This window comes from Methylicorpusculum oleiharenae (assembly GCF_009828925.2).
In the GTDB taxonomy this organism is placed as follows: Bacteria; Pseudomonadota; Gammaproteobacteria; order Methylococcales; family Methylomonadaceae; genus Methylicorpusculum; species Methylicorpusculum oleiharenae.
The window spans coordinates 132547-159447 of sequence record NZ_WUTY02000002.1 but is presented as its reverse complement, the minus strand read 5'-3'; the positions used below and the strand labels follow the sequence as shown (position 1 = coordinate 159447).

28 protein-coding genes and 1 pseudogene are annotated in these 26901 nt (G+C 44.3%); 13 read left to right on the top strand and 16 right to left on the bottom strand.

Going from position 1 to position 26901, the window contains the following annotated elements:
* Window positions 1-8 precede the first annotated feature (8 nt).
* Window positions 9-2417 carry a type IV secretion system protein TraC gene (traC, locus tag GO003_RS24080; protein WP_159658635.1) on the bottom strand — a complete coding sequence of 803 codons (2409 nt, stop codon included), beginning with the start codon at window positions 2415-2417 and terminating at the stop codon, window positions 9-11.
* Between the two features lie 1270 nt (window positions 2418-3687).
* On the opposite strand from traC, the gene GO003_RS24075 reads away from it, so the two are divergent.
* Window positions 3688-4203: a hypothetical protein gene (locus GO003_RS24075; protein ID WP_159658634.1), complete on the top strand. Its 516-nt coding sequence runs from the start codon at window positions 3688-3690 to the stop codon at window positions 4201-4203.
* Window positions 4204-4757: 554 nt separating this feature from the next.
* Here the strand turns inward: GO003_RS24075 and GO003_RS24070 are convergent.
* The 4 genes and pseudogenes from GO003_RS24070 to GO003_RS24055 all read right to left on the bottom strand — a co-directional run bounded on the left by GO003_RS24070 (window position 4758) and on the right by GO003_RS24055 (window position 6834).
* The gene (locus GO003_RS24070) at window positions 4758-5153 is read right to left on the bottom strand and encodes a hypothetical protein (RefSeq protein WP_159658633.1); all 396 of its coding nucleotides are present in this window, start codon (window positions 5151-5153) and stop codon (window positions 4758-4760) included.
* A 147-nt stretch (window positions 5154-5300) separates the two neighbouring features.
* Window positions 5301-5721: pseudogene (locus GO003_RS24065) on the bottom strand (transposase); the annotation flags it as partial.
* A 232-nt stretch (window positions 5722-5953) separates the two neighbouring features.
* Window positions 5954-6181 carry a hypothetical protein gene (locus GO003_RS24060; protein ID WP_159658632.1) on the bottom strand — a complete coding sequence of 76 codons (228 nt, stop codon included), beginning with the start codon at window positions 6179-6181 and terminating at the stop codon, window positions 5954-5956.
* Between the two features lie 371 nt (window positions 6182-6552).
* On the bottom strand, window positions 6553-6834 hold the full coding sequence (locus GO003_RS24055; RefSeq protein WP_159658631.1) for an AbrB/MazE/SpoVT family DNA-binding domain-containing protein: 282 nt from the start codon (window positions 6832-6834) through the stop codon (window positions 6553-6555).
* 363 nt (window positions 6835-7197) lie between these two features.
* Here GO003_RS24055 and GO003_RS24050 point away from each other — a divergent pair, with 363 nt between their 5' ends.
* Window positions 7198-8775, top strand: a complete 1578-nt coding sequence (locus tag GO003_RS24050) for a DUF2235 domain-containing protein (RefSeq protein ID WP_159658630.1) — start codon at window positions 7198-7200, stop codon at window positions 8773-8775.
* Window positions 8776-8877: 102 nt separating this feature from the next.
* Window positions 8878-9666: a lipase family protein gene (locus GO003_RS24045; protein WP_159658629.1), complete on the top strand. Its 789-nt coding sequence runs from the start codon at window positions 8878-8880 to the stop codon at window positions 9664-9666.
* 227 nt (window positions 9667-9893) lie between these two features.
* Here the strand turns inward: GO003_RS24045 and GO003_RS24040 are convergent, their stop codons facing one another.
* Window positions 9894-11381: a transposase gene (locus tag GO003_RS24040; protein WP_159658628.1), complete on the bottom strand. Its 1488-nt coding sequence runs from the start codon at window positions 11379-11381 to the stop codon at window positions 9894-9896.
* A gap of 231 nt (window positions 11382-11612) precedes the next feature.
* On the opposite strand from GO003_RS24040, the gene GO003_RS24035 reads away from it, so the two are divergent.
* From GO003_RS24035 to GO003_RS24015, 5 genes are all read left to right on the top strand, one after another.
* Entirely contained in the window at window positions 11613-11990 is a 378-nt protein-coding gene (locus GO003_RS24035; protein WP_159658627.1) for a hypothetical protein, read from the top strand.
* 887 nt (window positions 11991-12877) lie between these two features.
* Window positions 12878-13828 (top strand): endonuclease, encoded by a 951-nt coding sequence (locus GO003_RS24030; RefSeq protein WP_159658626.1) that lies wholly within the window; start codon window positions 12878-12880, stop codon window positions 13826-13828.
* A 490-nt stretch (window positions 13829-14318) separates the two neighbouring features.
* Window positions 14319-14639 carry a hypothetical protein gene (locus tag GO003_RS24025; RefSeq protein ID WP_159658625.1) on the top strand — a complete coding sequence of 107 codons (321 nt, stop codon included), beginning with the start codon at window positions 14319-14321 and terminating at the stop codon, window positions 14637-14639.
* A 49-nt stretch (window positions 14640-14688) separates the two neighbouring features.
* Window positions 14689-15531 (top strand): hypothetical protein, encoded by an 843-nt coding sequence (locus GO003_RS24020; protein WP_159658624.1) that lies wholly within the window; start codon window positions 14689-14691, stop codon window positions 15529-15531.
* A gap of 150 nt (window positions 15532-15681) precedes the next feature.
* Window positions 15682-15924: a hypothetical protein gene (locus GO003_RS24015; RefSeq protein ID WP_159658623.1), complete on the top strand. Its 243-nt coding sequence runs from the start codon at window positions 15682-15684 to the stop codon at window positions 15922-15924.
* 252 nt (window positions 15925-16176) lie between these two features.
* Here GO003_RS24015 and GO003_RS24010 read toward each other — a convergent pair whose 3' ends face one another.
* From GO003_RS24010 to GO003_RS23985, 7 genes are all read right to left on the bottom strand, one after another.
* Window positions 16177-17133 carry a hypothetical protein gene (locus GO003_RS24010; RefSeq protein ID WP_159658622.1) on the bottom strand — a complete coding sequence of 319 codons (957 nt, stop codon included), beginning with the start codon at window positions 17131-17133 and terminating at the stop codon, window positions 16177-16179.
* 316 nt (window positions 17134-17449) lie between these two features.
* Entirely contained in the window at window positions 17450-17851 is a 402-nt protein-coding gene (locus tag GO003_RS24005; RefSeq protein WP_231089262.1) for a hypothetical protein, read from the bottom strand.
* A 44-nt stretch (window positions 17852-17895) separates the two neighbouring features.
* Complete coding sequence (locus tag GO003_RS24000) at window positions 17896-19437, bottom strand: transposase (protein WP_159658621.1); 1542 nt, start codon at window positions 19435-19437, stop codon at window positions 17896-17898.
* 41 nt (window positions 19438-19478) lie between these two features.
* Complete coding sequence (locus tag GO003_RS23995) at window positions 19479-19988, bottom strand: hypothetical protein (protein WP_159658620.1); 510 nt, start codon at window positions 19986-19988, stop codon at window positions 19479-19481.
* A gap of 78 nt (window positions 19989-20066) precedes the next feature.
* Entirely contained in the window at window positions 20067-20192 is a 126-nt protein-coding gene (locus GO003_RS26310) for a hypothetical protein (protein ID WP_269144596.1), read from the bottom strand.
* Window positions 20189-20800 carry a 3'-5' exonuclease gene (locus GO003_RS23990; protein WP_231089261.1) on the bottom strand — a complete coding sequence of 204 codons (612 nt, stop codon included), beginning with the start codon at window positions 20798-20800 and terminating at the stop codon, window positions 20189-20191. Before GO003_RS23990 ends, GO003_RS26310 begins: the two co-directional genes overlap by 4 nt.
* Window positions 20797-20958, bottom strand: a complete 162-nt coding sequence (locus GO003_RS23985) for a hypothetical protein (protein ID WP_231089260.1) — start codon at window positions 20956-20958, stop codon at window positions 20797-20799. Before GO003_RS23985 ends, GO003_RS23990 begins: the two co-directional genes overlap by 4 nt.
* A gap of 363 nt (window positions 20959-21321) precedes the next feature.
* Between GO003_RS23985 and relB the strand changes: the two genes are divergently transcribed.
* Entirely contained in the window at window positions 21322-21549 is a 228-nt protein-coding gene (gene relB / locus GO003_RS23980; RefSeq protein WP_159658619.1) for a type II toxin-antitoxin system RelB family antitoxin, read from the top strand.
* Window positions 21533-21799, top strand: a complete 267-nt coding sequence (locus tag GO003_RS23975) for a type II toxin-antitoxin system RelE family toxin (protein WP_159658618.1) — start codon at window positions 21533-21535, stop codon at window positions 21797-21799. Before relB ends, GO003_RS23975 begins: the two co-directional genes overlap by 17 nt.
* A gap of 678 nt (window positions 21800-22477) precedes the next feature.
* Here GO003_RS23975 and GO003_RS23970 read toward each other — a convergent pair.
* Complete coding sequence (locus tag GO003_RS23970; RefSeq protein ID WP_206444772.1) at window positions 22478-22657, bottom strand: hypothetical protein; 180 nt, start codon at window positions 22655-22657, stop codon at window positions 22478-22480.
* 196 nt (window positions 22658-22853) lie between these two features.
* A complete protein-coding gene (locus GO003_RS23965) occupies window positions 22854-23243 on the bottom strand; it encodes a hypothetical protein (RefSeq protein WP_159658617.1) in 390 nt (129 codons plus the stop codon).
* A gap of 451 nt (window positions 23244-23694) precedes the next feature.
* Between GO003_RS23965 and GO003_RS23960 the strand changes: the two genes are divergently transcribed.
* Window positions 23695-24234, top strand: a complete 540-nt coding sequence (locus GO003_RS23960; RefSeq protein WP_159658616.1) for a MarR family winged helix-turn-helix transcriptional regulator — start codon at window positions 23695-23697, stop codon at window positions 24232-24234.
* Window positions 24235-24388: 154 nt separating this feature from the next.
* Window positions 24389-24859 carry a MarR family winged helix-turn-helix transcriptional regulator gene (locus tag GO003_RS23955; RefSeq protein ID WP_159658615.1) on the top strand — a complete coding sequence of 157 codons (471 nt, stop codon included), beginning with the start codon at window positions 24389-24391 and terminating at the stop codon, window positions 24857-24859.
* Between the two features lie 80 nt (window positions 24860-24939).
* On the opposite strand, the gene GO003_RS23950 is transcribed toward GO003_RS23955, so the two are convergent.
* Window positions 24940-25554, bottom strand: coding sequence for a TetR/AcrR family transcriptional regulator (locus tag GO003_RS23950; protein ID WP_159658614.1), 615 nt, complete (start codon window positions 25552-25554; stop codon window positions 24940-24942).
* 104 nt (window positions 25555-25658) lie between these two features.
* On the opposite strand from GO003_RS23950, the gene GO003_RS23945 reads away from it, so the two are divergent.
* Window positions 25659-26900, top strand: coding sequence for an efflux RND transporter periplasmic adaptor subunit (locus GO003_RS23945; RefSeq protein ID WP_159658613.1), 1242 nt, complete (start codon window positions 25659-25661; stop codon window positions 26898-26900).
* The last annotated feature ends 1 nt before the right edge of the window (window position 26901 follow it).

Genomic DNA, 26901 nt, shown 5'->3' with positions numbered 1-26901 from the left:
CTACTGATTTAGTTTCCTTCCGACGTTAAAATATCTTCGATCGCCTCCGCCGTCGTCATGCCACGGCTTGTTCTTTCTGTGATTTTCTTGATATCATCAGGATGAGTTGAGTACAAAAGCTTGGTGTATTTATCCACAATGAGTCGTCCGATACCGACCCCATAACTGGTAACGAAAAAAATTTCTGAATATTGCCCAGTGACTGTATGCACCGATTTTAGGAACGTGTAACCACCTTCACCGATCATCAACCGGTTTTGCCGTTTGATCGACTCAATGGTTTCAGGTTTTTGGAATAACAGATAAAGGTTGGCTGAGTTTTCCGCGATCGCGACACCTGACGGCGAGTTGTACAAATCATTCAAAGACTGGGTAATAGTGATAGCGGCACCGTTGTACTTCCGAAAACGGCGATAACCTGTTTCGATAAATTTCGCTATGTTGCCTTTGGCGAGGAGATCCCATGCCTCGTCAATGATTAGGATTTTTCGTTGATCACGATTTCCAAGATACATGGCTTGCTGAATCTGATAAATCAGGATCAATAAGACTACTTGTTGCAAGTGGCTTCTACCTTTCAGTTCCTCCAACTCGAGACAAGTCAGGGTGTTATCGAAATTGACGTTGTTGTCACCGTTGAAAAATCGGCCGTATTCGCCAGAGGTGGTGAAGGCAAATAATTGATGCCCCATGTCAACAACCCGCCGGTCGTCATCTTGCAACAGCAGGTCGGCAACTAGATCCACGGTCATGCTGCCTTCATGCTCATCCCATAATTCTTTGAGAATTGTCCGAAGTCGTGCAATCTGCAAGTCCGACAACTTGTCTTCCATGGCGGCCATGGATACGATAATGCCAACCAGCATGTCGGCCTCTTCGTTATAATTTTTGATAATTTGAAACGGGTTCAAACAGATTTCGCTGTCCTCACCGAATTCAACAAAATCGCCACCGATAGCCCCGGTCAGCTTTTCATAGGATCGACCAATATCGATTACCCAGCACTTAGCCCCCGAGCTGATATAGGACGTAATGATGTCGTTAGTTAAAAAGGATTTTCCGGAACCGGAAGCGGCAACGACGCAGGTGTTGTAATTTGTATTCGAATCAAAAAGATCCATATTCATGACCTGTCCGCCTCTTGAAATGAACGTTAACTGAGGCGTTCCGGTTCCGCTCCAATCGGAGATGATGGGCAAAAATTCAACTGCATGCTTTGACCCGCATCGCTTATAACGCTGGAGAAATTGCACGGCTTTTAAATCAGCGCAAAACGGCATCGAGTTGACCAGCATGGGTAGCGTGATGAACTTATCTTCTTTCATTCCCCAGCCGATTTCGCTGAAATACGTTTGAGCTTCAGTGAGACGCGTTTCGCTATTTGCCAAAGAATCCGTAAAAAGCCCTACACAGAGATTAACTTTTACTATTCGATCGCCATCATTGATCGAGTTGAACAGCAAGTCTGAGCTTTCTTTCTTGAAAATTAACTTGGGATTGAATTTCAGCATCGGTCCGAAAGCCTGGTAGTTGACGGCATTGCGCTCCTTATCGGCTGTTGCTTTTTCTGCTGCGTTATCCGGGATGAAAATATTTAGATTGATGAAAAAATTGCCGTGAATGCCACGATTCCCTGTTAAAGGATCACCAATCATTCGCCGCATGTTTTGCAAGCTCATTTGTCCCGGAAGTCGGCCAGGCGACAAAATTCTCAATCGTTTATCGCCCAACCAAATTCCATTGGAATCCGTTTGCATCATGTCATCGTATTCGCTTAACTGTTCGTTGACCGGCGACGTTTGATCGTAATATGGCGCAGGGTTTCTCCAGTTAGCTTCATGACCCCAGTGCAATAGTTGACCCATCAGACGGAGATAAAGCTCGGCGTCGATAGTGTTAGGCACAAAGCCTGCCGATTTCAGTGTTTGTTCGAAGGACAATCTCAAATCACGAGCGGATGCAATCTCATGCTGAGTCGGGAGGTGATTCTTTTTTTCAAGCGGAATTTTGATCGTGAAAATCACCTTGTATTCGCGCACTAAAGATGGCGCATGAAGGCTAAGCGCTTGTCTAGAGCCTGACTCTAGCATTTTCAGTCGATTGTTCATCGACTCTTTCAACGCCTCATCCTTAATCGTTCGCATGGCTTTGATCTTGTCTAGCGTGGGTCTTATGTCTTGAGATCCCAGAAGCATGACTTGAATAAAGCTTTCTTTCGGGTAGTCAAACGAAAACAGTACGTTTAATCGCTGAGTGGTTGACTCATCAGATCCTGGAATGGGTTTCGCCACGAAACCAAAGCCGATGTAACCGTCGGCCATTGTGAACAAATTTGATTCATCGTCATACGATTCGACGGGAATCAGCTCTCTTAGCGTGTGGCGTTTAAGCTGTTTTTCATATACAAAGGCACCCACAAATGATCTCCTGTTTTTTTCACTAAAACACAAGATTAATCATATAGCAGTGATTTGTTTTGCATCGAGGTGAAAGACGCGGTTTTTCGGCCCCTTTCGATTTTTTTTTGCGCATTTTTTGCCAATACCGACGACTTTCACAGCTACTCGCTGTTTTGCGCCAATTATGCAGACTGGGTAGCAGCAGAAGCGCTCGATGCTGTTGCTGCATGGAGGGCTTAATTCGAACCGGCCTCCCGGGACTTGACCCAGATTCAAATGGCGTCATTACTGCTATGCAACTGGCTGAACAAAGACCAGAACCAGTTGTTGACTAGGCTTTGAGATAGCGGCAAAACCTATGATCTGATGGAAATCATGGACAACCGCAATAGGCAATCCTCTAGTGTATGAAGCGATTCAAAGAAAGGCTATTTGCTAAAAGAGGTTGGAATTTGACTTTCGGATAGCTCTTGGCTTGGTTGGGTTGGATTATAGGGTGCTAATCAACAAAAGGCTCTAAAGTTTCATAGGATTTATAAGCGACCGCTAATGTGGGGCACGTGGACAAACGAATGAAACCATTTGGCATATAGCCTGAGTTTTCATTACTCTATGAATCTCTAAGTCGGTCTATATTTGATGAATTCTTTATTTTTGGTACGAAAAAGTCAGCCAGTTTAAATCTCCAAAAAATTACACCGTCAGAACGGGCTATTTTTGAAAAGTTGAAAACAAGCTGAAAGTCTTGTTGGATAAGGTTTTCAGCAAATTTCTATGAAACTTTAGAGCCTTTTGTTGATTAGCACCCTATATGAATTGTTAGTTCATTGGAGTTCGGTCGGGGAGTGGCCGAGATTAACGAACATTCAAACCTTTGGGTTAAATATGGCCAGCGTTAATCCGGACGTACAATCACTCAATTTCAGTTTGATTTCAAGGATCAGCCGAAGCTAAGGCAGCAATTGACCGACGCGGATATCGAACGCGAGGCGAGGCCTGGGGAGACGAAGGCAGCAGTGGTTGCGCGTTTGACCGGTAATTCGGTGGCCAAGGATGCCAAGCCAGGGGAGACGTTCGAACAGGCGCTGCAGAGGAAACTGGATTTGGCTGAGGTTAAGAGGAAGTTGCGGTAGGAGGGCTGATTTATTCATTACAGGGAAGTACATTGTAATCCTATAGTTTTTAGCTATTTTTATATTACCTTTTATTGATTTAGATAGGGTGTTTTAAAGTTTTATTGATCTAAATAAAACTAATTTTAATAAAAATTTAGGGTAATTAATAATATATGAAAAATATAGTAATAATATTTTGTTTTTTTCTTTCATTTAATGCTTATGCAATTGAAAAAAAAACAGAATATAAAGATAAAGATAAAGATAATAAGGTTACAGCCATTCTTGAATATGACTGTATTGATGATCCAGAACCAGGATATCATCTTCCATGGTTTGAATGCGTAAAGCAGACGCTTGTTTTCCCTGAATTGGGATCATTAAAATATCAATCAAATGATATTGAATATGATGAGAATGGCACCTTTAAATATTGGATTTCATCAGTTGGTTATATTAAAGATTCAGATAATAATATGTATTATGTTTTGTATTATTGTGATAAAAGTGGTGGCGGTAAAATGACAGAAGAAAGATGGGAGATTTTAGAAAAGAACGATAAAGGAGAACTTGTTTCGAAATTTGGTCTTATGAGCTATGTTAACTATAAGAAAATTATGGCTATATTAGAACCAATAACGGAAGTTACATTTGATGGTGGTTTAAATAGCTTTAGGTATTCTCAATAACCCTGCCAGGCACTGATGGTTAGAGGTTAAACTCCGGTTTGTCGAGGATTCTTTCAGCCGCTCCAAACATTCCGCAAGCAATTCTGCATCGATGCCAGTCGAGCAGGGCGGTTTTAACCATCGGGTATTCGCCCTTCAAGTCGCAATCGGACAGCGCCATTCAGCTAGAGTTGGAACAGGGATCTATCTTAAACTCAGTAATAACTTGTCTGGACAATGGGGTCCGCTTTACTTTGACTGGAAGAAAATAAATCAGCAGCTTGCCGAAAAGAGGGAGGTATGCAGAGCCTACCGTTCCAGGCGTCAAGCGCCCCGGAATACGGAGCGCACCTCAGACCCGTTCGTCATGGTGTCTTATGACCCAAGGACGCGCACAGTCTACGCATCCGATGCAGGCAATTCATTAGCATTGCTTGACGCTATTCTACAAATTGAACGCACGAATAAGAAGTAGTCCCAACAGCCAATGTAGTAGCCTTTTGAAAATGTCAATGGGGATTAGCTCAGAACGTAGACTTTTGGGGGTTCTTCCACAGAGGCCCTTTAGGCAACTATTATCTATAACCAATTTTTATTTTCTCAATGTCGCTTAAATCTGAATAGACAATTAAATTATCTTTAATAGATTCGCCAGGGAGAATATTTTGGCTAGGAAAATTATTTGCACCTAACCTTACCCCATCTTTATCGTAATATAATGATGAAAAAGCACCGGTTTGTATTACCCCGTAGTCCCTTTTATTCGTCATTACACAGGAAATAGCTACTTGATCTCTTTCACATTCTAAATTAATAAGGTTATTTAATTCTTGAGGTACTTCCATATCCGGAACGCTTTTCGCCCAGTAAGGGTAAGTGATATAAATTATAAACCCTAAAAAAATTATTTCTCTCCATAAAATGCCAGAGTCTTTTTCCGTGTTATTATCACTTTTCACTTCACTCGTCATTCAACCCCCTAATTTAACCAACAATATAGAAAACTATATCTACAGCGTTAAGTGTAATTGGTGAATGTGTTATTTCTTTGACGTTAATCACATTTTATGAACCTACTAAAGAATAAAGTCAGCATTCCCAGGCAATCATTCTAGTGTTTAATTGCGTAAATTAGCTATTGTATTTTTTATCTGACTACTCTGTAATTCTCTGGTGCCATCTAAAAGGTTGAGCCTTCTGATTATGCCTTACGATAAAGGCATAAATCGCACTCTTTAGCTCCTCAGCACTTTTAAAACAGGCTCCTTTGAGTGTTTTGCGGGATAAAATTCCAAATCCTATTTCAATCTGATTTAACCAACTGGCTGAAGTCGGCGTAAATTGAAACTTCACCCGATCCTGATATTTTTCTAACCACGCGTCGTTTTTCTTATGCGTGCAATAATTGTCCAGTATGACATGCACTTCTTTGTCTTCGGGCACGTCCGCCATGACCAGATCCATAAAGCCTTGAAAGTCCTCGCGCGTTTTTGTCGCCGTGGTCTGTGCCTTGATTTGTCCGGTTGCCACATTCAAAGCCGTTTGACAGCATGTGGGTATCCCTCAAAACGCTACCGTTTGGTGATTTGGCGGTCAAAGTCATAGCTTACAATCCGGAAGTGAATGCCATAGTGAAGGCTATTGCTTAACGTTATTACGGCAGATGGCGGCAAGATTATAAGAACTGGATCGTTCCGAATCGCTGGCTGCAGAATGCGATAAATGATTTACGGGCCGAAGCCGACCAGGCATGAAGTTATGGTTGTTTTAGTTATCGAACAATCGTTATCTCACCAAACCCCACCTCAAACAACATCCCCAAGGTCGCGTCCAGGCGCTTGAATACTCGCACCTGGCCGTGCGCGGTTTCCAGCATCGAGTTCAGCTTATGCTTTCCTGACAGCGTAACGGTCCAGCCATCTCCAGAAGCGTGTTTTTGGATGACGGGCGTTTCTAAAACATCCGCCTGAAACAATAACTCGGCTTCCTTGATATTCACGTCAATTCAGTCCGTTAGTCGATTCGGGGAAGATCAGTTCAACGCTGGGGAAATAGCTGCTGAATCGCCCCTTGTCACGAGAAACCAAGGGTTAGCCGGACTCCGCGGCACGAGCGCCGAAAAAAATCCGGAAGCACGTTGCCTTTCTCGCCCTTGCGTCTCTTGTATTGCAAAAAGGCTTTCCCGAACAGGAACAGGGCTTCTTTCGGAATCGATTCATGGCAAAGCCCAGCGATACGAATAAGGCTTCCACTTCTTCAATGCGCTCAAAGCCCACCGAACACTCGGCATAGATAATCGGGTTGATGACCATCGTATTGTTCTGGTCCAGCCGTTCCAGGGTCGAAGCGCTCCATTCAAACCAAGCGCTTTCAGGGTCGGTCAGGTCGGTGACGATGCAGTTGTCGATCAGGAGACGGCCATGATCCGCGACGCGTTAAGACCATGATCTCATCGGTGCTCATGGTCAGCTTGCCCGCACTATGAGCGGTCCGGAACCGGCTGATTTTCTTTGTAGAGGTTTTTGCTTTGTTGATATACCAACGTCCGTTTTCATCTTGAAGGAACTCGATATCGGTTTCAGCGGGTAGGATGCCCATGCTTTCCCTGACATTCTGGGGGATGGTTACTTGGCCTTTACTGGTTACGCGCATCGTGATCACCTATTTGATAGTAATATCTCTACGTTAGGTAAAGTAAATAGCAAATATGATGACAAGGGAGTTGGTACAAATATTATTTTTTTGATATGAAAAATATACTTTTGTTTTTTCAAAAACAAATATATGTCTAAAGTCGAATGGTTAAGCCTATTTGTAGTTTTTTGATTTGATAATCGGATTTTCTTGTACATATCCGGCATTTTCATCTAATTTCAGTACGCACAGTGCTTATAGACATTTTAAACAACAACATAGCATAGAACGAACATTTTTGAGGGCTCTTCCACATGACCCCGTTTGGGGTAAAATTAATTCAGAACGTCTTATAACAAATAATAAGAATAAGGGGTGTTTATGAAGCGTTTAGTAGTCTGTTGTGATGGTACTTGGAATAATCCAGATCAGGAAGATAACGGCATGCCATCTCCAACCAATGTATTTAAAATCTTCAATGCCATTGCCGATAATGATTTTGAAAATGACAGTAAACAATTGAAATACTACCATCCAGGCGTTGGCGGTGAAGGTGGATCAATCAACGTTATAACCGGTGGAGCAGTCGGTGCTGGCATTAGTCGGCATATATGCAATGCCTATCATTGGTTAGGCAAAAACTATGAGGAAGGTGATGAAATTTACCTTTTTGGCTTTAGCCGCGGCGCATTTACAGCCCGCAGTTTGGGGGCCTTTGTTGGCAGAGGTTTGCTAAATTTGCGTAATTTATCTGATAGTGAGGCATGGGAGCGCGTTCATAGGGCTTACTATCAAGGCTACCGCAGTGAAAGGGTAAGGCTAATAGATTGGGCCGATTATGACTGGTCTTTCTTTCATCAAAACGATGTAACGGAGAACCGATCCACCCCTATCCATTTTATCGGTGTGTGGGATACGGTAGGTTCATTAGGGGTGCCAGATGATCTTGAAGTATTTAATTTTTTTGATGATGAAGATAAGTGGCGGTTTCACGATACTGCGCTGGGCAATCATGTCAAATTTGCTCGTCATGCGATGGCTATTGATGAAAAGCGTTCTAGTTTCAGTGTGACGCGGTGGTCAAATGTTAAAAACCACCCCAATATTTTGGAGTGTTGGTTTCCGGGGGTGCATTCGGATGTCGGTGGTGGCTATTCAGAGTGTTCACTTGCAAATGGTGCGTTACTCTGGATGATAGAAGAATGCGAGCGAGTTACCGGGCTTAAATTTCGTGAGGGCATTAAAGACACAATAAAAGAGAATTCTTTAGGGGTGTTACATAATTCCTATAAAGGCATGTTTTCCAAGTTGAGATCCAGGCCTAGAAATATACCGGCGATGGTGACAGACAATGAAAATTTATTCCATAGTAGTGCGCTATCACGCCAGGCCGCCTCACCCATTGCATATTCACCTTATTGGCAAACTAAAATGCTTAAAGAAGGCGAAGCAATTACTGTCGAAATATTTGCCAGTAAACATTGGAATTATACAGGGCTGTATTTACAGAAAGATCAAAAGTTTATTTTTTCTGCGCAAGGTGAATGGTTGGATGCAAATGACAGTTGTAGCTGGATGGGTACTGAGGATGATAAATTCACGGTAGGTGATGTTTTTCGTGGCATAGGTACTTTTTTAGGTAAATTTGAATCACTTGCTGAGAAATTAACCAGAAACGAACTTATGGATATTTGGGGCACGAAAAGGGTAGAGTCCATTAACTGGTTTGCGATGGTGGGTGCAATTGCGAATGACAACGGTGTTGATTCAAAAGAAGTCGTTAAAAATGACGGTAGCCCGGTAAAACATCAACATTTAGATTTAACAAAATACCAAGATCAAAATGAGCCATTTACAGTCACCAAGCCAGGTTATTTGTATTGTTTCCCCAATGATGTCTGGAGCTTATATGGAAATAACCGAGGCAGTGTCAGTTTGACTATCACATGTTTGGCGTAAATTGAATTAAGATCCCTTTTTTATGGAGTTATCTTTGTCTGGACAATGGGATCCACTTAAGCATGAAAGTTAGTCTTAGCAACTCTTAAGAGAGGGGTAGTTATGTCAATTTCATTTGATCCTAGAAGTACTCAGTTTTCCTTGAACAATGCGCATGCTTTAGCCTTTTGTTCTAACTTGGCTTATGAATCGGAAAAAACCATTGAAGACAAATTAAAGCAACATGGCTTTAGCACAACATTCATTGAGAGGCGAGATACACAAGCGTTCATTGCTTATAATGATACAGCTATAGTTTTATCTTTTCGCGGTACAACAAATATTCAAGATTGGATGCTAAATTCCGACTTGCTCTTAGCTTCAGTTCGCGCAGGTACCGGAAAGGTTCATAGCGGCTTTTTACGCGCACTTTGTCTTGTATGGGACGATATATTGCAAGTCATTGCAGATGTTCAAAATAATGCCCAACCACTTTGGATTTCTGGGCATAGTCTAGGTGGTGCCCTTGCTACGTTGGCTGCTGCGCGTTTTTCATTAGAATTAGATAAACCAGTCAGAGGTATTTACACCTTTGGCCAGCCGCGAGTTGGTGATCGTGAATTTGCCAGAGTTTTTAACGCGGAACTTAAGCAGATATTTTTCAGGATTGTAAACAATAGCGATATTGTCACCAGGATACCAACGCGCGTTCCAATGGGTTATAGCCATGTTGGCTCGCTACGGTTTTTCGATTCTAACGGAACTCTTTTTGATGATGTCAGTTTGTGGCAAGAGTTTTTGGAGACAATAAAGGGAAACTTGAAACAACAACTCGATTTAATACCATCCAATATCGAAAACCATAAAATGGAACGCTATATTCAAAATATTGAATCACAATTACAAGGTTGATTACAACTTTGGTCTCTGGGAGCCATTTGCGCTGTAACGCTTTCCAGATCCACTGGCGAAAAAGGAGCGGATATTTCGCCTCAAAATAAATTTTTGGACGACTCACTCACGCCGCTTTCGACGATTTTCAGTGCTAGATATCGAAAAAACCATAAGAGCCTATTTTTAGGCAATACGCCTGCTTGCCGATATTATCGGCGGTTGTTGGAAATCGCCTCAGTCAAATTTTAACCCGTATTTCGAATCGGAATCGGCTGAACCAGTGAGCGCATTTGCTCAATGCGCCCTGCTTTCACATGGCCTAGCGCCATAGCCATCATAACCGCCAGTGCCAGTCCCATCCGGGTTTTCATTTTGGCTTGACCCCGGATAAAGTGCTGTTCAAAACAGAAGTTATTGTCGATCCGGTTGTTGATCCGTTCCAAGGCGCTGCGGCGAGCATACCCTCGTTGCCAAGAGGGACTGCCATGAGGCGTCGGGACGAAGATACGACGATTTTGCTCCGTGATGTCGATGCGGACAATGCGCCCATAGTCGCCCGGATTCACTTGCCCGGCGGCGTGGCATTGGGCTTTACCTTGGCAGTCCAGGCCATAAGCTGCCGCAGGGCAGCGATATTTCAGGGTATCCCGATCGGCTTCGAAACCTTGAAAGGCTAAATCGCGTTGGGTACCGGTGACTAAGCAAACACAATGAACCGTTCCTTTCTCGGTATACACAATCGTGTCAGCCCGATCAGGGTAGAGAGGACGCGTAATCGGTTGACCAGGCTCATAATGGGGTTCCTGTTTTTCTGATCGCCACAATTCGCGAGTGTCGATCAGTGGACGGATGTGATGCTCATCCCATAGCTTAGCCTTGGTTTCGGCGCAATCCAGGCCCCGATCCGCACTAAAATCCGCGCAGCGCTCGGCCAGTTCGGGCGTTTGCTCGAACAACTCATCAAGCATAGCCCGCAGTTCGACCTGCTCAGAATGAGACGCAGGCGTCAGGTGAAATCCCACCGGAATTTCGTAGTGGGTGTCGGCAATCAGGTGCAGACCATAGCCAAACCAGTTTTTTACTTTCTTCCAGGGCGTGCCGGTTTTGGCATTCACGCCGACTGTTTCGTGATGCCCCCAATCGGCATCAGGGTCTGAACAGTGTCCACTTTTGCTATTGACGTGTCCGGTGCTGTGGCTATCAATGGCTTTGCCATCGTAGCCCAGGTGTTGACCAAAATCAGGCAATACCGCCATTAACTGTTCACGCAAATCGATTAACATTCGGCTAACCAGTCCTTGTTCCGTTTCGACAGCAATGAGATTGCTGAGAAAGCGCGAGAAATTCCAGCTATTGGGTACCGCATAATGGGGGACTTCGGGTTGAGGCCAAACCACCTCCATCCGCCCGGTGAGCTGATTCTTCACCAGTTGCGCCACCGGCTTTTTTTGTAGAGGTAAACCATTAAAACCACACGCCTGTAACAAGGCCGGATTACGGGACAGTTCTCGCTGCAACAATTCAATCGATTCATGTTGAAAAACCACACCCGCGACTATCGCATTCCACATAGGAATGACCGGATAGTCATCACGCCCTAGGCCCCGTTTCGCCTCCAAAGCAGCGATCAAATCACGGTCGGGCAGATGGTCACGAACCAGAAAAAAACGCGCCAGATCCGAACGTGCTTCGACGGCATCCCAATCAAATAATGCGGCCGCTATCTGAGTCATAAAATACCTATAATTAGCATAATTATCAATAGGTTAATTATAACATAACCCCCATTGAACAGCCTGTCAATCTTGGGGTGAAAATCCGAAAAAAACCCTGATCGTACCTCTTAACCCCGCATTCTTCCGTTACAATTTGGGGTAAACGATTTTTAGGGCGCGCTATAGGCTAAGTAAGTCAAGGGCTACAGAGCAACGCAATTGGCTCCTGGGCCAGGAGAATTTATTTCTATGAATACGGCTAAAGATTTAGCGATGGAATACTTTAAGGTTGGTAATGCTATTGTGGCGTTTTACGTTTTACAAACGCTTTTGTTTGTTAACGCTATCTACAAAGAACACACATTACTTACTGTACTTTCTCAATCCAATGAGTTTGCTCGTTACGTAACGTGTGTTATCGCAGTTATATACATTTTGGTTGTCTTAGCCTGCTTAATCGCCGAAATTTACTTACGAAAAGCCGCTACAACTGAACCACCTGAATCACAGATGGTTCTATTTAGTACATATTGTGCAGGTGTTGGTCGTGTATTAGTTATATCTGTAGTAGCTTTAGGCTGCAGTTGGCTAATTGAAAATTTGAAAGAAATACCTGCAAATGTCTAATAATCAGGAAAAGCAGTATATTAGCCCAGTCGGGCTAATAACTTATTGGCCATCATGAACCGCTTACCTTCGGACCGCGAAGTGCTGAAGTGCATCTTCGAGATGTAAGGTCCGGCATACGCTGGGCGCTAATCAACAAAAGGCTTTAAAGTTTCACGGGTTTTAAGAATTGACACTATGCCGAATGGCCGATCTGCCCCTTACGACCCCTATGTATAGAACCTAAATATGTATAGTGAACCAATGGTTACAGACTGCGAGGCTCTATTTCATTGGTCTACTGAAAATTTGGAAGCCAAATAGCTCGACATAGTTTCGCCGGTGTTCTGAAGCAATAAATTCAACACTTTAATCCATCGAGACCAATTTGACGATGAAAAGAAAGGAAGTGCCAATATTTCAATGGTCCGATGCAAAAATATACCTCATACACCGCACTGATGCAGTTCATTCAGGCCCTGAAATATGTATAGGGCGCTACCACCAATACAGGTAGCACATTCCGAGAGCGCAATATAGATCACAACTATACATAGGGGTCGTCAACGGCCATGTATTTTAAGAGTAGGGGTTCTAAGCACAAACCCTCGTAATTTTTTAAATCATTTTAAATCAATTGGTTAGTCAATTTTTATACCGGCTAAAATCTCATCAAAGTCGATTGGACGCACGGTGACTTTGTCTACAGCCTCCCAGCGAAAAGTCATTTGACTGAGTATTTTCTCGCATAATCGTTGTCCAGTAGTGATTAGGGAATCTTTCGGCGTGATGTTAAACGCCTGATCGGGGGTGTAAGCCCAAGCCGCCGAAAATTCCGAGGGTTTGGACTCAGAACCCCTTATTGTTCTGTAAGATGTCCCTTTTTTTTCGAACCAAAGGTAAACACATTGAGCAATGCAGCCAGGTCGATCGGCCTACTACTTTTCTTTGCCGCTCTCCAGGTTTTCGCAGCACCTCAAACTTTCGAGCAAGCCAAGATTGAAGCCCGGCAGTTCGTCTACTACGACCAAACCCAAGCAGGAACGTTCTATTGCGGTTGTAACTGGCAATGGGCTGGCCAATCGGGCGGCCGTGTTGATCTCAAGTCTTGTGGTTACAAAACCCGGTCCCAGGTCAGCAGGGCGACCCGGACAGAATGGGAGCACGTCGTTCCTGCCAGCAATATCGGTCGAGCCCGGCAATGTTGGCAAAAAGGCGGCAGGCCGAACTGCAATAAAACCGACCTAGTCTTCAACGCGATGGAGGCCGATTTACACAACCTGACGCCCTCGGTCGGGGAAGTCAACGCCGACAGCGCGAACTTCCGATTCGGTGTACTGCCGGCAACACCAAAGCGACACGGCGCTTGCGATTTCAAAGTCGATTTCAAGGGTCGTGTGGCAGAGCCACGCGATGAAGTCAAAGGCCAAATCGCGCGTATCTATTTCTACATGCACGACCGCTACGACATGAGGTTATCCCGGCAGCAGCAACAGTTATTGATGGCTTGGGACAAACGATTTCCGATCAGCGATTGGGAGCGGGAGCGAGATAAACGCATTGCTTCCCGAATGGGGCATAGCAATCCGTTCGTGACCGGCGAACGAAGATGGACGTTAAACCACAAGAACACCGCCGATGGAATTGTCAGCAAGATCCCGACGAGTCACCCGGCATCTCTAGTGAAAAAAGCGGGAGCGTCTACCGGCAAGATTCGGGGAAACAGGAACAGCAGAGTTTACCATTTGCCGTCAGATTGTCCGAGCTATGACGCGATAAAGCCTAAGAACATTATCGAGTTTTCCAGCGTGGCTGAGGCTCAATCTACCAGGTTCCGGAAAGCGGGGAATTACCGGTAAAAAGGTCGCCGCCGGCGAGGGCAGGAAGGCCCGGAGCCGGGATTGCAGGACGCGCAAGGATAGCAACCTTTGGGATTGATGATCCTCCGAGAGAGCGACAAGACTTGGGGCGGCGCAGGCATGAATGCCAGCGCCGTGTAGCCAGGAATGGCTATCTCCAGAACGAAGACTGTGGAAAGCCGGAGCAATTAGGGAGCGGAAGCGGACAATTTGCGGGTTTTACGAGATTCAAAACGATAAAAAGTAGAAGTCTACTATATTTAAGTTAATGAAAAACACTCCGATCTTAAAGAAAGACAAATTTTTATTAAGATCCTTTGTATTTTTCTAGGTTAAGAGGTGTGAGGTCGCGTGATACTGAAATTTGACTTAGTGACACTCGTTGACGAGTTTGTAAAACGTTTTGTGAAAGTAGTAACTCATATATTTTATACGATATAAAGTAAATAAACGCCCTATCCTCAGATAAATATACACGGTAAATAATTTAATGAAAAATACATTTTTTTATATAAAAATAATATTTATAATATTGATTATATCAAATAAAGTATTAGCTGAACGTGCATGGGAAGGTGATAATGATGCTGTTCTTAACCCAAGCGAAAAAATAGATCCACAACCAATTTCTAATTATCCTTTAGATTATGCGACTATTTTAACGTCAAATTTTTTAGGTGGACGTGTTTGCAACAACTTAAAAGCATTTATATTCAATATTGCTAATGGTAAATTGCCAGATAACATTAAAATAATGCAAATTGATAAGGTATATGATAAAGCCGATAGAGTCAGGTGTGCTAGATATTAATGGCTTGTTAAAAATATCGTTATTTATTGTAAGGTAAAAAAGGTAAAAAGTGACTATTTTAACCAAATATGAATTATATGCTTATTTAAAGCTATTAATTGTTTTTTTATTAATTTTTTCAATATTCATATATGATAAAGATTATATATCTGCACTAAATAGTTTATTAAAAAGTGAAATGTCATTAGTTGAAGCTTCAGTTAATTGCAAAGTTAAAAACTATAATGGTGAAATTTTAGTTTTCCGTAACACATCTTTTTCTTCAAAAGAATGGGAGCAAGACAGTTTATGTAAAATTGCTGGTGATGTAGTTGATTATTCATATAATGAATCTAAAAAACAAATGGCAAAATACTGTGATCCTGCAGATAAGTTTGCAGAGAAATTTGGTGGTTATGATTCATTAAAGAATAAACTATATGATGTTAATAGCAATTTATTTCCATATATAAATTCTTGCTCTAAAAGAGAATCTCGTCAAAAGATTATATCAGATTTAATTAATGATATTAGTATATATTCAGTAGGAAGTATTGAATACGATAATAAAAAATGTTTAGGTTATATCAAAGAAGAAAAAATTAGCAGAATACTTGAGCCTTCTATTCAAATTGTTGTTCTTTATGGTAAATTAATTAAAGTAAAAATGATGGATATTAAAAACAAGGATGAATCTATGCTATATAGTTTAATAGGTTTTAGTGAATGTAGCTTTATAAATGTTGCAAATAATTCAAAAACTTATCATCCAGTCGATAGGCCAAACAGTAGGGCTCTAGGTGAATTTATAGTTGAGCAATATAAATATTCAGGAGAATTACCAATAAAGTGGGTATACGAAGGTACAGAATATCCATTTTTGCACGAGGCTATGATAGAACAAAAAAATTAATTGAACCTGAAAAAAATTATCCATCTCCTGTGGTTAGCGATAAAAAAGTTAATTTTGTAGAAATACATAAATTACTAAATGACATACGTGATGGATGTAATATCACAGAAGAATTCTGTTTATTTTTAAAAGGATTGGCAATAAAAAATAGTGGTAGATAATTCATTTGGGCAAGCGTTCATAAATATAGATATTATTGAAAATAGCAAAAATGATGATTCTCGACAATATAAAAGTGCTTTTGTTAATATGGACGCTGTATATTATGATATGCCAGTGTCAAATATCGAATATTACTATGGCGAAGAAAATGGAATGGGTAATTATTTTGGAGTTATATTAAACAAAATAGATAAAGGTACAACTTCATTAAATTGTGATTTATCAAATTAAAATAACATGGATAAAAGGAACAACATTTACTTGAATAAGACCTGATAAAATCACTGTCGGGTTCAAAGATATTTGGGCAACCGAATTTTTTTGGCAGGTTTATGATAAAAATGTTATTTCACGAAAATGTTATCCTCTTTTCCCCATTTTATTAATCTCAAACAAATTTACAAAGTTCTCCTTCAACATCCAATTTGCACATGAGAAGTGACGAAAGGATCACAAGTCCTACCGGCACACTTAAATAGCTATCTAATTAGATATATCACACAACAATTTAGTTTTATTGCTATCTACTGATTCTATAATCACTCCGATCATGGAGTCATCCATTTCATTATAGACTTTATTAAAATTGACTTTATTTAATTTTAATTGACTAGTGACTTTATCTTTTGGCATATCAATAATCAAAGACCAGCTATAGATTCCATTCTCAAATCCAACAGAGTGTTCAATAGAAGATAGTGGTAAACCATAATATTTTGCCTTAGTTTTTAATTTGTAAAGGTAGTTTTCACCACTATCGGCTGATGTCAATAATTTTTTAGATTCAACGTTACTAACTGCATTCTTCAATGAATCATTCAAGGTAATCTTTTGGTTATAAAGCCCAGAAAATAAGTTTTTTATATCATCGTTAAATTCACAACCATTTTCCATACTTTTAAATAAAGAGCTAAGCTCAATTTCTGAGGAGATGTTAGGCTGTGAATTATCAGAAAAGCTGCTTTCTTTCAGCTTGCCATCAGCAAGCACATAAAAAGTTTTACCCTTTTTACTCGGACAGCATCTAGCATCATCCTGCACATACTCGCTTGTTTCAATCTCAATAGAAGTACCCGTTAAAGTGATTGAATTAGCTATACGATATAACCCGCTGGTGTTACCAACCATAATATTTGCTATTGGTTTAAGAGCATCTTTTAAACGTAGAAATACCGCCAAATATTGTTCGCTCATATTGCCACCGCCGCCACCGTCAATGGAGTAAAGAACAACCGTATCTTGGATACCATCATTGTTCAGATCCCCGTTGACTACCTCGCGGACATCTTTGTACTCACTACCTTCGTCTTGCTTTTCTTGTTCCGCTATGAGTAAATCTATGATTGAAGTATCTTCATTCTGCTTAGCGGTCACATTAGGACTATTCAAATAAATAATCATTGTGAATAAGCCAATTACAACTCTTAATATCTTTTTCATATTTTAATGACTTTTTTATTGGTAATTAGTGATTAAGAAACAATCACAGCCATACTTAATGTAGTTAACCTGTGTCAAAATACAAACAAAGTTTGTTAAAGAAATTCTCCAAATTTCGCTTGATACAATTAACTTTAACTTGCCTTCAAAACATCCCCTCCAACACCACTGGAGTTGGCACCTTCCCCGCCCCTCCGGAAAAGCTGAACTTCACCGTCGCATCCCAGGCCTCAACCAAAACTGTACCATCACCTCGCCCCGGATCGAGGTCAGGCTCAGGTAATCGCTCAAGTCTTCGGCCTTCGCATCGTGCACCTCAATAAGCCTGCACCCCAAACTTCAACAATAACCTCGGCAGAATATCGTCCAGGTTAAGCACTTCATCATCAGTCAACTCGATCAGGTTGAAGTTATACTTCTTGTAAATGGCCTGCTTTTCCTCTTTACGCGCCAGGTATTTAGAATCGTTATCGTAGCCCCAAAACTCGATGTAGACTTTGCCGGTGGGAATATAGAAATCGCAGTACATTTCCTCTTCAATAGGCAATTTTCGCTCATAGGCGTGGACGATTTCGGCCATGTACAGCCAGTTGTCGATCAGCATTTCCGCTTTTGACCGGACAAAGTGGCCATCTGTCGCCCGGTGCGTCGCTTCAAATTTATGCCGGAAGCTGTCCATTTTGTCGCTTTCGGTTTTGGGCTTGTCGACGCCTTTCATGTTGTCGATGCTGTCTTTTAACCTAAAAAGAGCGGTTGAATCCACTAAGCAGGTGCTGGCAGGCATTCCGGCGGCTGCAATTGACGCCCCTTGAGGTACTTAACCAGCGCTAAACTCAAGATTCGGTACCAGCGCTGGATCGCGGTCAACTGCTCCGCAGTTGACCGAAGCTCTCTGAAGAACGCGGCAATCCTGCGATAGTGTTGTTCTACTTTTTCAGCTTCGGCGTGCGTGCTGCTGATGGTCAAGCGGTTTTGACCGGCATGACGCGTCTGTTTGCCGATCGCATACAGCATCAACGGGCGACTGGTGATCGCCTCGGTATGTTGATCCGGGTTGGCCAATCGAACGAACAAGCTCCACCAGTTATAAATCAGTGCGGTGATTCTGGCCATCGTGCGGCAACGCTTCAAGTCTTGGGTGGTAAAGCCACCCCAGCCCCAGTGATTTTTCAATTCGTCGAAGTTGTTCTCGGCATCGGCGCGATCTCGGTACAGCTGGGCGATGCTGAGGATTTCGTGAGCCAGTGACGTGATCAACACACTGTATTCGTAGACATCCACCTGATCGCTCAACTCGGCAAAGCTGAGTTGTTCGGGGCCGTCTTGCGGTCGGCTCACCACCGCCACGTCTTTTTTGATCCGCCGACGTAAGACGATGGCGCGCCGGTTCCGGCTCCAGCCACTTAGACGCAAGGTCGATTCGGCCCCTTGCCAACCTTGGCCTGCATCTATCCAGTCGTAGCCGCGCATGAGCCGGTCGACGAGGGTCCGCGTACCTTTAGTCAGGCGCAGTTTGAACAAATACGGTACGCCTCTCTGTTCTGCTTCACGCATATTGGCTTCGGTGCCCCAGTCGCGGTCGCCTCGGATCAATGCCGGCCAGTGTTCACGCGGCAGGCGTTCCAGTAATGCCCATAACCCGGGGGCACTGTGCTTGGACGCGACTTGTTTGCCGCTCCGGACTTCCACATCCAGAATCAAGCGCAGGTTGGCGATCATATACGTGTGGTAGGTATGCGATGGGCGTCCCGGTTTATGCGGGTTGTAACCGACTTCCGCGCCTTCCTGCTGGCCGTAAATGGTCTTCACCGTGGCATCCGCATCCAGAATCCAAGGCTCACTCAACACCGGCGTATAGACTCGCTGAAGGCTTCCTTGTAACCAAGGAATGACTTCCTCTTCCGGCGCTTTGCTGAAGCTGCGCCGCACCGAGTCTTCGCTGACCACTTTGCTCATGCCCAATAAACCGGGATTGACGCCGTCGCCGCGTAAGGCGTTGATGTGGGCATAGCGCTGATGGCCCGACAGTACCGACAAGAGCACCGTACCTAAAACATCGGTTTTAGTCGGGGCATTCGGACTCGTCCAGTGCAACGGACAGTTCGACACCCACTCGTCAAACAAGCCACTGACGTGCAGGTAGTCGATAAAAAACGGCAACTGCCCCAACGGCGTTACGGCCGCTTGCGGATTCCATTCGACATGAATCCGCCCGCCAAATGTGTCGACCGTTACGGGTTCAGCTAAGGGTATCAATGCTTTTGATTGGCCATCACCCAATGGGTGAGTCATGATCTCTTGCATAAGCGCCTCATTCTCAATTGATATCAATTACTTGAGATAGTTTAGCAAGTTTTAACTGCTCTTTTTAGGTTTAACGCTTTCACATTCAGTATCTTTTCAGGCCAACGGACATAAGGAATTCCGGACCTTACATCTTCACCCTGCTGGGCGCCAAGCTGTAAGCCCTGGTCGGTTATCAGCCAGCCTTTCAGGCCTTTCTTGATCCAGCCCAGTTCCGACAGGATGTAATTCATTTTATTGGGCGATAACTCGAAGTGTTTGCCAATAGCCGTTGCGGTAATGAACTTTTGAGTCGATGCTTCAGCTTTTGGAGAGGAGCTACCCGCCGTTTGACCGAAATTGAAATCGACATCGCTTGGCCAGGCTGCATATTTGCCGTGTTTCCCGGTTAAATACACGCCGCCTAAGCTGAGACCTGTATCGGTTAACATCCATTGATCGTTTTCTTTTTTGAGCAAACCCTGTGTATTTAATTGGGCGAATAATTCGGTGGGGGTAATACCGCGTTGTTTGGCTAATTGGGTGGTGGAAAGTTTACTGACGTCTGTCATCCTGGTAGTTCCTTAATATCCTCTGGTTAGCAATGCTGATGAGTGTAGTAAAAAAACTGAAAATACACCCTGTATCTTCTATTGGATATGTTTAGCGGTTTTCAGATCGATAAACTGCTCGGTGTGCTTACAAGAAAAATCGGCATCTTTCCGGGAATGTGAACACCCCCAGAACTCGCCATAGGGTCCTTTTCTGATGCTCATTTTCCGCCACATGCCGGGCAAACCGGTTCGACATAATCGCAGCGTTTGTTTTCGCAAACCCGGTACCGGCCTTTTTCACGCATGCCGCTGCCGCACCATTGGCAGGCTGTTTCGGTATGCGTGCACAGTGGATACTGGCTGCATCCAAAAAAGCTGCCGTGTTTGCTGTCCCTGGCCACCATATAACCGGTTTCGCATTCACTGCACAGAATGTCGGCAATCTTGTCCTGAAAACCCTCTCCGGTAAATTCGTCAACGTTAATCTCGTAGCCCTGATCAACCAACTCGCGGGCAAAATCAGAAGCCTTATCGGCATCGCTTATCAAATACACATGATGTCTCGCGCGAGTCAGCGCCACATAGAACAAACGGCGTTCCTCGGCGTGAGCGAATTCTTCCGCTTTCGGCAAGAGCAATTCCAATAACGGATGCGTCGCTTTCTCCGACGGTAAGCCGTGCTTGCCTTTTTCCAAGCCTAACACGACCACATAATCGGCTTCCTTGCCCTTCGAGCCGTGTACCGTCATAAACTGCAGTTTCAGATGAGGGAACTGTTGCTTCAGGCTTCTCAGCTCCGGTTTCTTGAAGTTGAACCAGGCTAAAATCAATACACTGGCCTGCTTTTCGGCTGTTGCTTTCGCGTTGATTGCCGATAAGGCGGCTCCAATCCCACCTGAACCTGATTGGTCTTGATTAACGAGACTGCAGCGCCTGCAATGACCGACTGGCTTTGAATCTGTTTGGCAATTTGCGTCGGATTTTGCATGACAAACCGAGAAGCCTCCGCACCGATCTTGTTGTTGAACCGGAAAGTGGGATCCAGAATACTGACCGCCGTATCGCCGAAGTGCTGTTCAAACGCTTTGGTAAGAGTGACATCGCTCCCGGTAAAGGGGTTTAAGGTGTAGTGGAACTAATAACCGAGTTAGCGGCCAAAGTAAGCGGATTTAAGGCCAAGTTGGGTATACTTTAATTGGCCTAGTGTAAAGTACACAGCCAAAAATATAAAGGCCAATGTAAATTGGCTAGTTTTAGCGGGTTGTCGGCTTTTTATTCTTTGTTCCAGGTAAAAGCAATTTGTGATACATTGATCACATGTATTCAATATTTGACGTAAAGGGGACTATACATGGCCACCTCAATAAGACTTTCTGCGGAAATTGAAAAACGGCTTGATTATCTGGCAGGCCAAACCGGTCGTACCAAGGCATTTTATTTACGAGAGATCATCGAGAAAGGACTGGATGATATGGAAGATTATTACTTGGCCACCGATGTGTTAGAACGGGTTCGCAAAGGTGAAGAACGCGTTTATTCATTGGATGAAGTGGAGAACGCGCTTGGCTTGGCGGATTGAACTGACAGAGACGGCGAATCAGCAACTAGCAAAGCTCGATAAGGTCGAAGCGAGGCGTATCACGAAATTTTTGAGGGAGCGTTTGGCTGCTACCGACAATCCACGCAATACAGGCAAGGCTTTATCAGGTCCACTTGGCGGTTTGTGGCGTTATCGAGTGGGCGACTATCGATTAATTTGTGAAATTCAGGACGGCGTGTTGTGCGTCTTAGTACTGAAGATCGGCAATCGCCGAGAAGTGTATAAGTGAGATCAGAAACAGGGTAGATATAAGTAAAATAAAGCCAGCGATTCCGGCACTCACGAATGCTTTGAGTGATGCAAGGGCAGATCATTCAATCATGTAGCGCATTAGGATGGACGCTAACTCGGTTTTTCGTTCCACTGCGCCTCAAACCCCGATTATCTGCAATTGAGCTTGCATTTATAGGTAAAGGCTCGCATTTCATTTTCGTGGGCTCACTTTAATTGCAACTGTAAAATGTGCCCTTTTTGTCTCATTAAGATCTAGACATTAATGTCGGCATGCCTCAAAAATTAAAATTGCACCCTATTGATACGCGAAAGTTGTCTCAATGGCTGCGTACCGTATAGGTATACCCCAGAAAGACGACCACTATAGCGGGTGTCATTTTTAGGAGTCGGCTGCACTGGCTGTCTGGAATCCTAACGGTCCTCCTATTAAGGGATAAGCCCCAGTGGCTAAGGGGTGTCATGCCTGACGCGTAGCAAAAGGCGACCCCTTATTGAGCGCGGCAAGGCGGCCTGAGGGTGGCGGCAATAGCCGCCAGTCGGTACGACCGAGCGAATAGCGAGCCTCGAAGGGCGTCCGGTTTTTCGCGAATAGCGAAAAATGCCCCAACATCCAAATAAACTAATGCTTTTCACGCTTTTGAAATGCAAACATCCAGTGCAGCGGCAGACCCCATCAATGATCCCAATGAAGCGAAGAAAACCATTGACCATCAATCAAAATGCGGTTGTCGGCATCGATAGGCACCTGCTCAGTGGTTTTGTCATGGCATAAAATCGTCGCCGAATCAGCATTAAACCCACAAAGATAAAACCGCCATTCATGCGCAACGGTTTTACCATCCGCATCAACCACCTCGCGGGATTGAAAATAACCGTTTATTTACACCCTCACGTATGAAGGTGTAAAACTTTTCGATTGCCGGGATGCCACTTTTAAACACAGCGAATTTTGGAATAGGCGGCAGGATAAAATGTCAGGCAATATGTGGAATCACGGATTCAGGTATTACTTAAAGTGATCAGCCCGAAGGCGTGACTACCTTTAGCGCTTAGTGATTCGCTGCATAAAGATTTTGGATTTCTTTATAGCGGTTTGCCGCATCAGTTAACGATTCTTTAGCGACTTCCAGTTCGTTACTTTTGAGGGCTGTACGCGCTTTTTTCAACACATTGCTGGCTTGGTTGCGTTTCAGGTCAAGCACATTATTGGCAATATCTTTTTGCAATTGACGGGCATCGGTGATCATTTCTATAACTACTTCATTGTCGGCGCCATTGTTCAACGCGGCAATGCTTTCATCAACTTTAGACTGGGTATTTTCGATGGCCGCTTTAACGTCTTCATAGGAAGGGTTCTCTACCGCAGAAGCAACTGATGAGATGGCCGCCATAGAGACAGTCATAACAGAAGAAAGTAGAATTTTTTTGAATATGTTCATGGGGTAAGCCTCACAAGTGGTAAATAAAAGAGTTCAATCTAACGAATGAGTCAAGTGACTCGCTAAGTAGGGTTGTATCTTAACACCGTTAGTTCTAATTAGTACGATTTTTTGTACTAATTAGAACAAATAATTGTTAGACCTGTTTTTTTATCGAGTTCCGTTATCTGCTTTAATAAAATAAATTTTTCATTTATCAATTGCTTATTCTATATAGACATCTATCTTCACTGGTTTGACGCGTCGTAGACCGCGTGCTATTGGCTTCATTGCGGCGGTCACACTTGCCGAAAAACCAGAAAATCACCTTAATAAGGGCGGTCAGACACTGTTTAGAGGGTCGAGCGGAAGGGTTTTAGATGAATACCGGCAAATTGAAGTAAAAAGCTTGAGACTAGGTTTGATTAGGCCTATATTTAGTTCTCATTAGAACCAAATGAGTTTGAATGCTATGTCACCTACAATGGAATTTCCACTCTTTATCAACGAGTTAGTGCGTACGCATCAGGCTTTTTTAAATTATGCGGCCATTCATGCGCACACCTTAGAGCTGACGCTGCCCCAATTAGATATTATTTTGACCTTGGGCCATGCGTTCGGCATGACTTTCAAGAGACTGGGCGAGAAAACCTTAATCACTAAAGGTACCTTGACCGGCATTATCAACCGCATGGAGCATAAAGGCCTAGTACAACGGATTGCCTCGAAAACCGATGGCCGCAGTCAGATTGTCCGCCTAACGACGGCGGGACAAACCTTATTTGAACAAGCCGTACCCGAGCATCTGGACTATGTTAACCAACTATTTAAGGAATATTCCCTAGCAGACATTGCGACGCTTGAATCGACGCTGCTACGGTTACGTAAGGCGATCATTGCTGCGCATGGTGACGGCAGTGAAAAGCTAGTTGACGGAATAGCGGGCTGGTGTGCCAAAGTTAAGGCGGTCTGTAAAAATCATCAGGCGGGTGATGTGGTCGGGCTTTACTAACTATAGCTGCCTGCCGCTGACCTCATGAGTTAGGTTGCATCCCATCTCGCTAAACAGGGTATGCACTTATGCTACGAATTCGCCAAGTTTTTCTTGAGAGTAAAGTGGCTTACAGTTATTATCACGTTCTAATTAGAACAATTATTCTTGAATCATGACCTCTGTCTTAACATTTCCAACGGTATTGCGCGAGTTACTCCGCACACACCAAGCGTTTTTATCTTATGCCGCCCGACATGTTCATGCGCTTGATTTAACTTTACCGCAATACGATGTGATCATCACTTTGGGCAATAGTAACGGCATGCAATCCAAGAAGCTTGGCGAGGAGACTTTGATCACCAAAGGCACGCTAACCGGTGTTGTCAGCCGTCTGGAAGACAAAGGGCTAGTAGAAAGGTTGGCCTCGAAAAAAGACGGTCGTAGCCAAATCGTACGTTTAACCGAAGCGGGACGGGCTGTATACGAACAAACATTCCCAGAGCATTTAAGCCATATCAATCAACTATTCAATGATTATTCCCCGGAGGAAGTTTCAAAACTGGAAGCCGATTTAGTGCGCTTACATCAAGCGATAATGATTGCCCGAGGCGATGGCGTTGAGGAACACGCTGATGAATTCTAGTGATAGCACCCAGAATGGCCGGACGTTCATTTTTCACTTTCAGGTAATGCGTATGCTATCGATAACTTGGTTACGCAAGTTTATCGAGCTAAACAGCCCTCTAAAAACAAGCTGGTGGTTTTGGCAACCCAAACCTCGATGTCACTCTCTTCCGGCGGCGCTTCCAGGCCTAACTGCAATCTTTGCAAACGTTCGCCGCGTAACACGCTGATAAATTGGTCGGCCAGAAAGTCGGGCTCGATATTACGAATTCGTCCCGCCTGCTGGTGGCGAGCAAAAAACTCGGTGAGCTGTTCAAGGGTTCGACTGGGACCCTGCTCATAAAACTGAGTTGCCAAATCCGGGAATTGTTGCGATTCCCCAATCAATATTGCCCGTATTCTCAAAACATTCGGCCGGGTAATGCGAAATAAAAACTGCCGGCCAAAAGCAATCAAGGCCTCTTCCATCGAACAGTCTTCCGACAGACTGCCGATAAACTGGTCAGTACAGCGCCTGATCAAGGCACCGAACAGACCTGCCTTACCATCAAAATGTCGATAAATAGTCCGTAGCGACACATGCGCATCGCGGGCTATGGTTTCCATGCTCAGATTACCGTAACCGTGTTCGAGAAATAACTGCAAAGCCGAATCAAGGACTCTATCCCGGCTTAACAGTTCTTCGCCCTTACAGGGCCGCCCGCATTTGATCATGATCTATCACGCAAAAATAAATTGACTCGATACGAAATGATACCCTAGACTAAACGGTAATTGATATTACCGTTTTATATTTTGTGTTTTTTGAGGCCTCGACTATGGACGAAAATACCCGCTTACCGCACTTGGTTCCGCCTGCACGCAAGCAATATGGATACCGGCCGAATTTCGCAAAACCAGCATTCTGGCCGGATTTGCGCCATGCGACGATTGCGCTGGCAATGGCTACAGCATTAGCGGGATGCGGCTCGTCTTCGGAATCGGCCTCGGCTCCGCCACCTCAAGTAAAAATCGCCCAACCCTTGTATCGACAAACCACGGAATGGGACGAATATACCGGTCGGATCGAGGCGATAAATGCGGTGAATATTCGCGCTCGCGTCGGCGGTTATCTGGAAAAAATCAACTTCGTCGCCGGCTCGAAAGTTAATAAAGGCGATTTGTTGTTTCTGATCGATCCCAAACCGTTTAAAGCCCAACTCAACTATGCCCAAGCCGAGTTGGAACGCGCCAAAACTAAACAAGAATTGGCCAAGAACGATCTACTGCGCGCCGAAAACCTGCTGCGCGCCAAAGCCATCTCTACTGAAGAATACGACGGTCGAAACAAGGGTTTGCAGGAAGCTGCCGCTACCGTTAAGTCGGCGGAAGCCAATGTGTATACAGCGAAACTGAATCTGGACTATACCGAAATCAGGGCGCCGATCAGCGGACGTATCGGCCGCGAAATGATTACCGTCGGCAATCTGATCAATGCCGGCGCAGACTCCACGCCGTTGACAGCCATAGTCTCCACCGATCCCGTGTATGTGTATGTGGATGCCGACGAACAATCGGTATTGAAATACCGCCGGCAAAATCAACAGCTGAAAAACGGTTCCACCGATTTGAAAGGCACGCCGGTGCAACTGGCAATTGCGGACGAAACCGACTTTCTGCACCAGGGCCAGCTGGACTACCAAGCGCCGAGCGAAGATGCCGCGACCGGTACTATCAGCCTGCGCGGCGTTTTCGCCAATCCCGACGAATTGTTGAGCCCAGGCTTTTTCGCCCGCATGCGGGTACAGGGCAGCGCCCCTTATTTAGCCACCCTGCTGCCGGATCGGGCCATTGGCACCGACCAGGCCAATCGCTTTGTTTGGGTAGTGAATCAAGATAACCAGGTTGTGTACCGCCAGGTGACGCCGGGGGTTCTCATCGGCTCGCTACGCGTGATCCGTGAAGGCCTGCAACCGGACGACTGGGTGGTCATCGAAGGTGTGCTAAAGCTGAAACCGGGCATCACGGTGACTCCCGAACGCATTTCACTTGCCGATGCGCAAGGACAAGGAGCGCAATAAG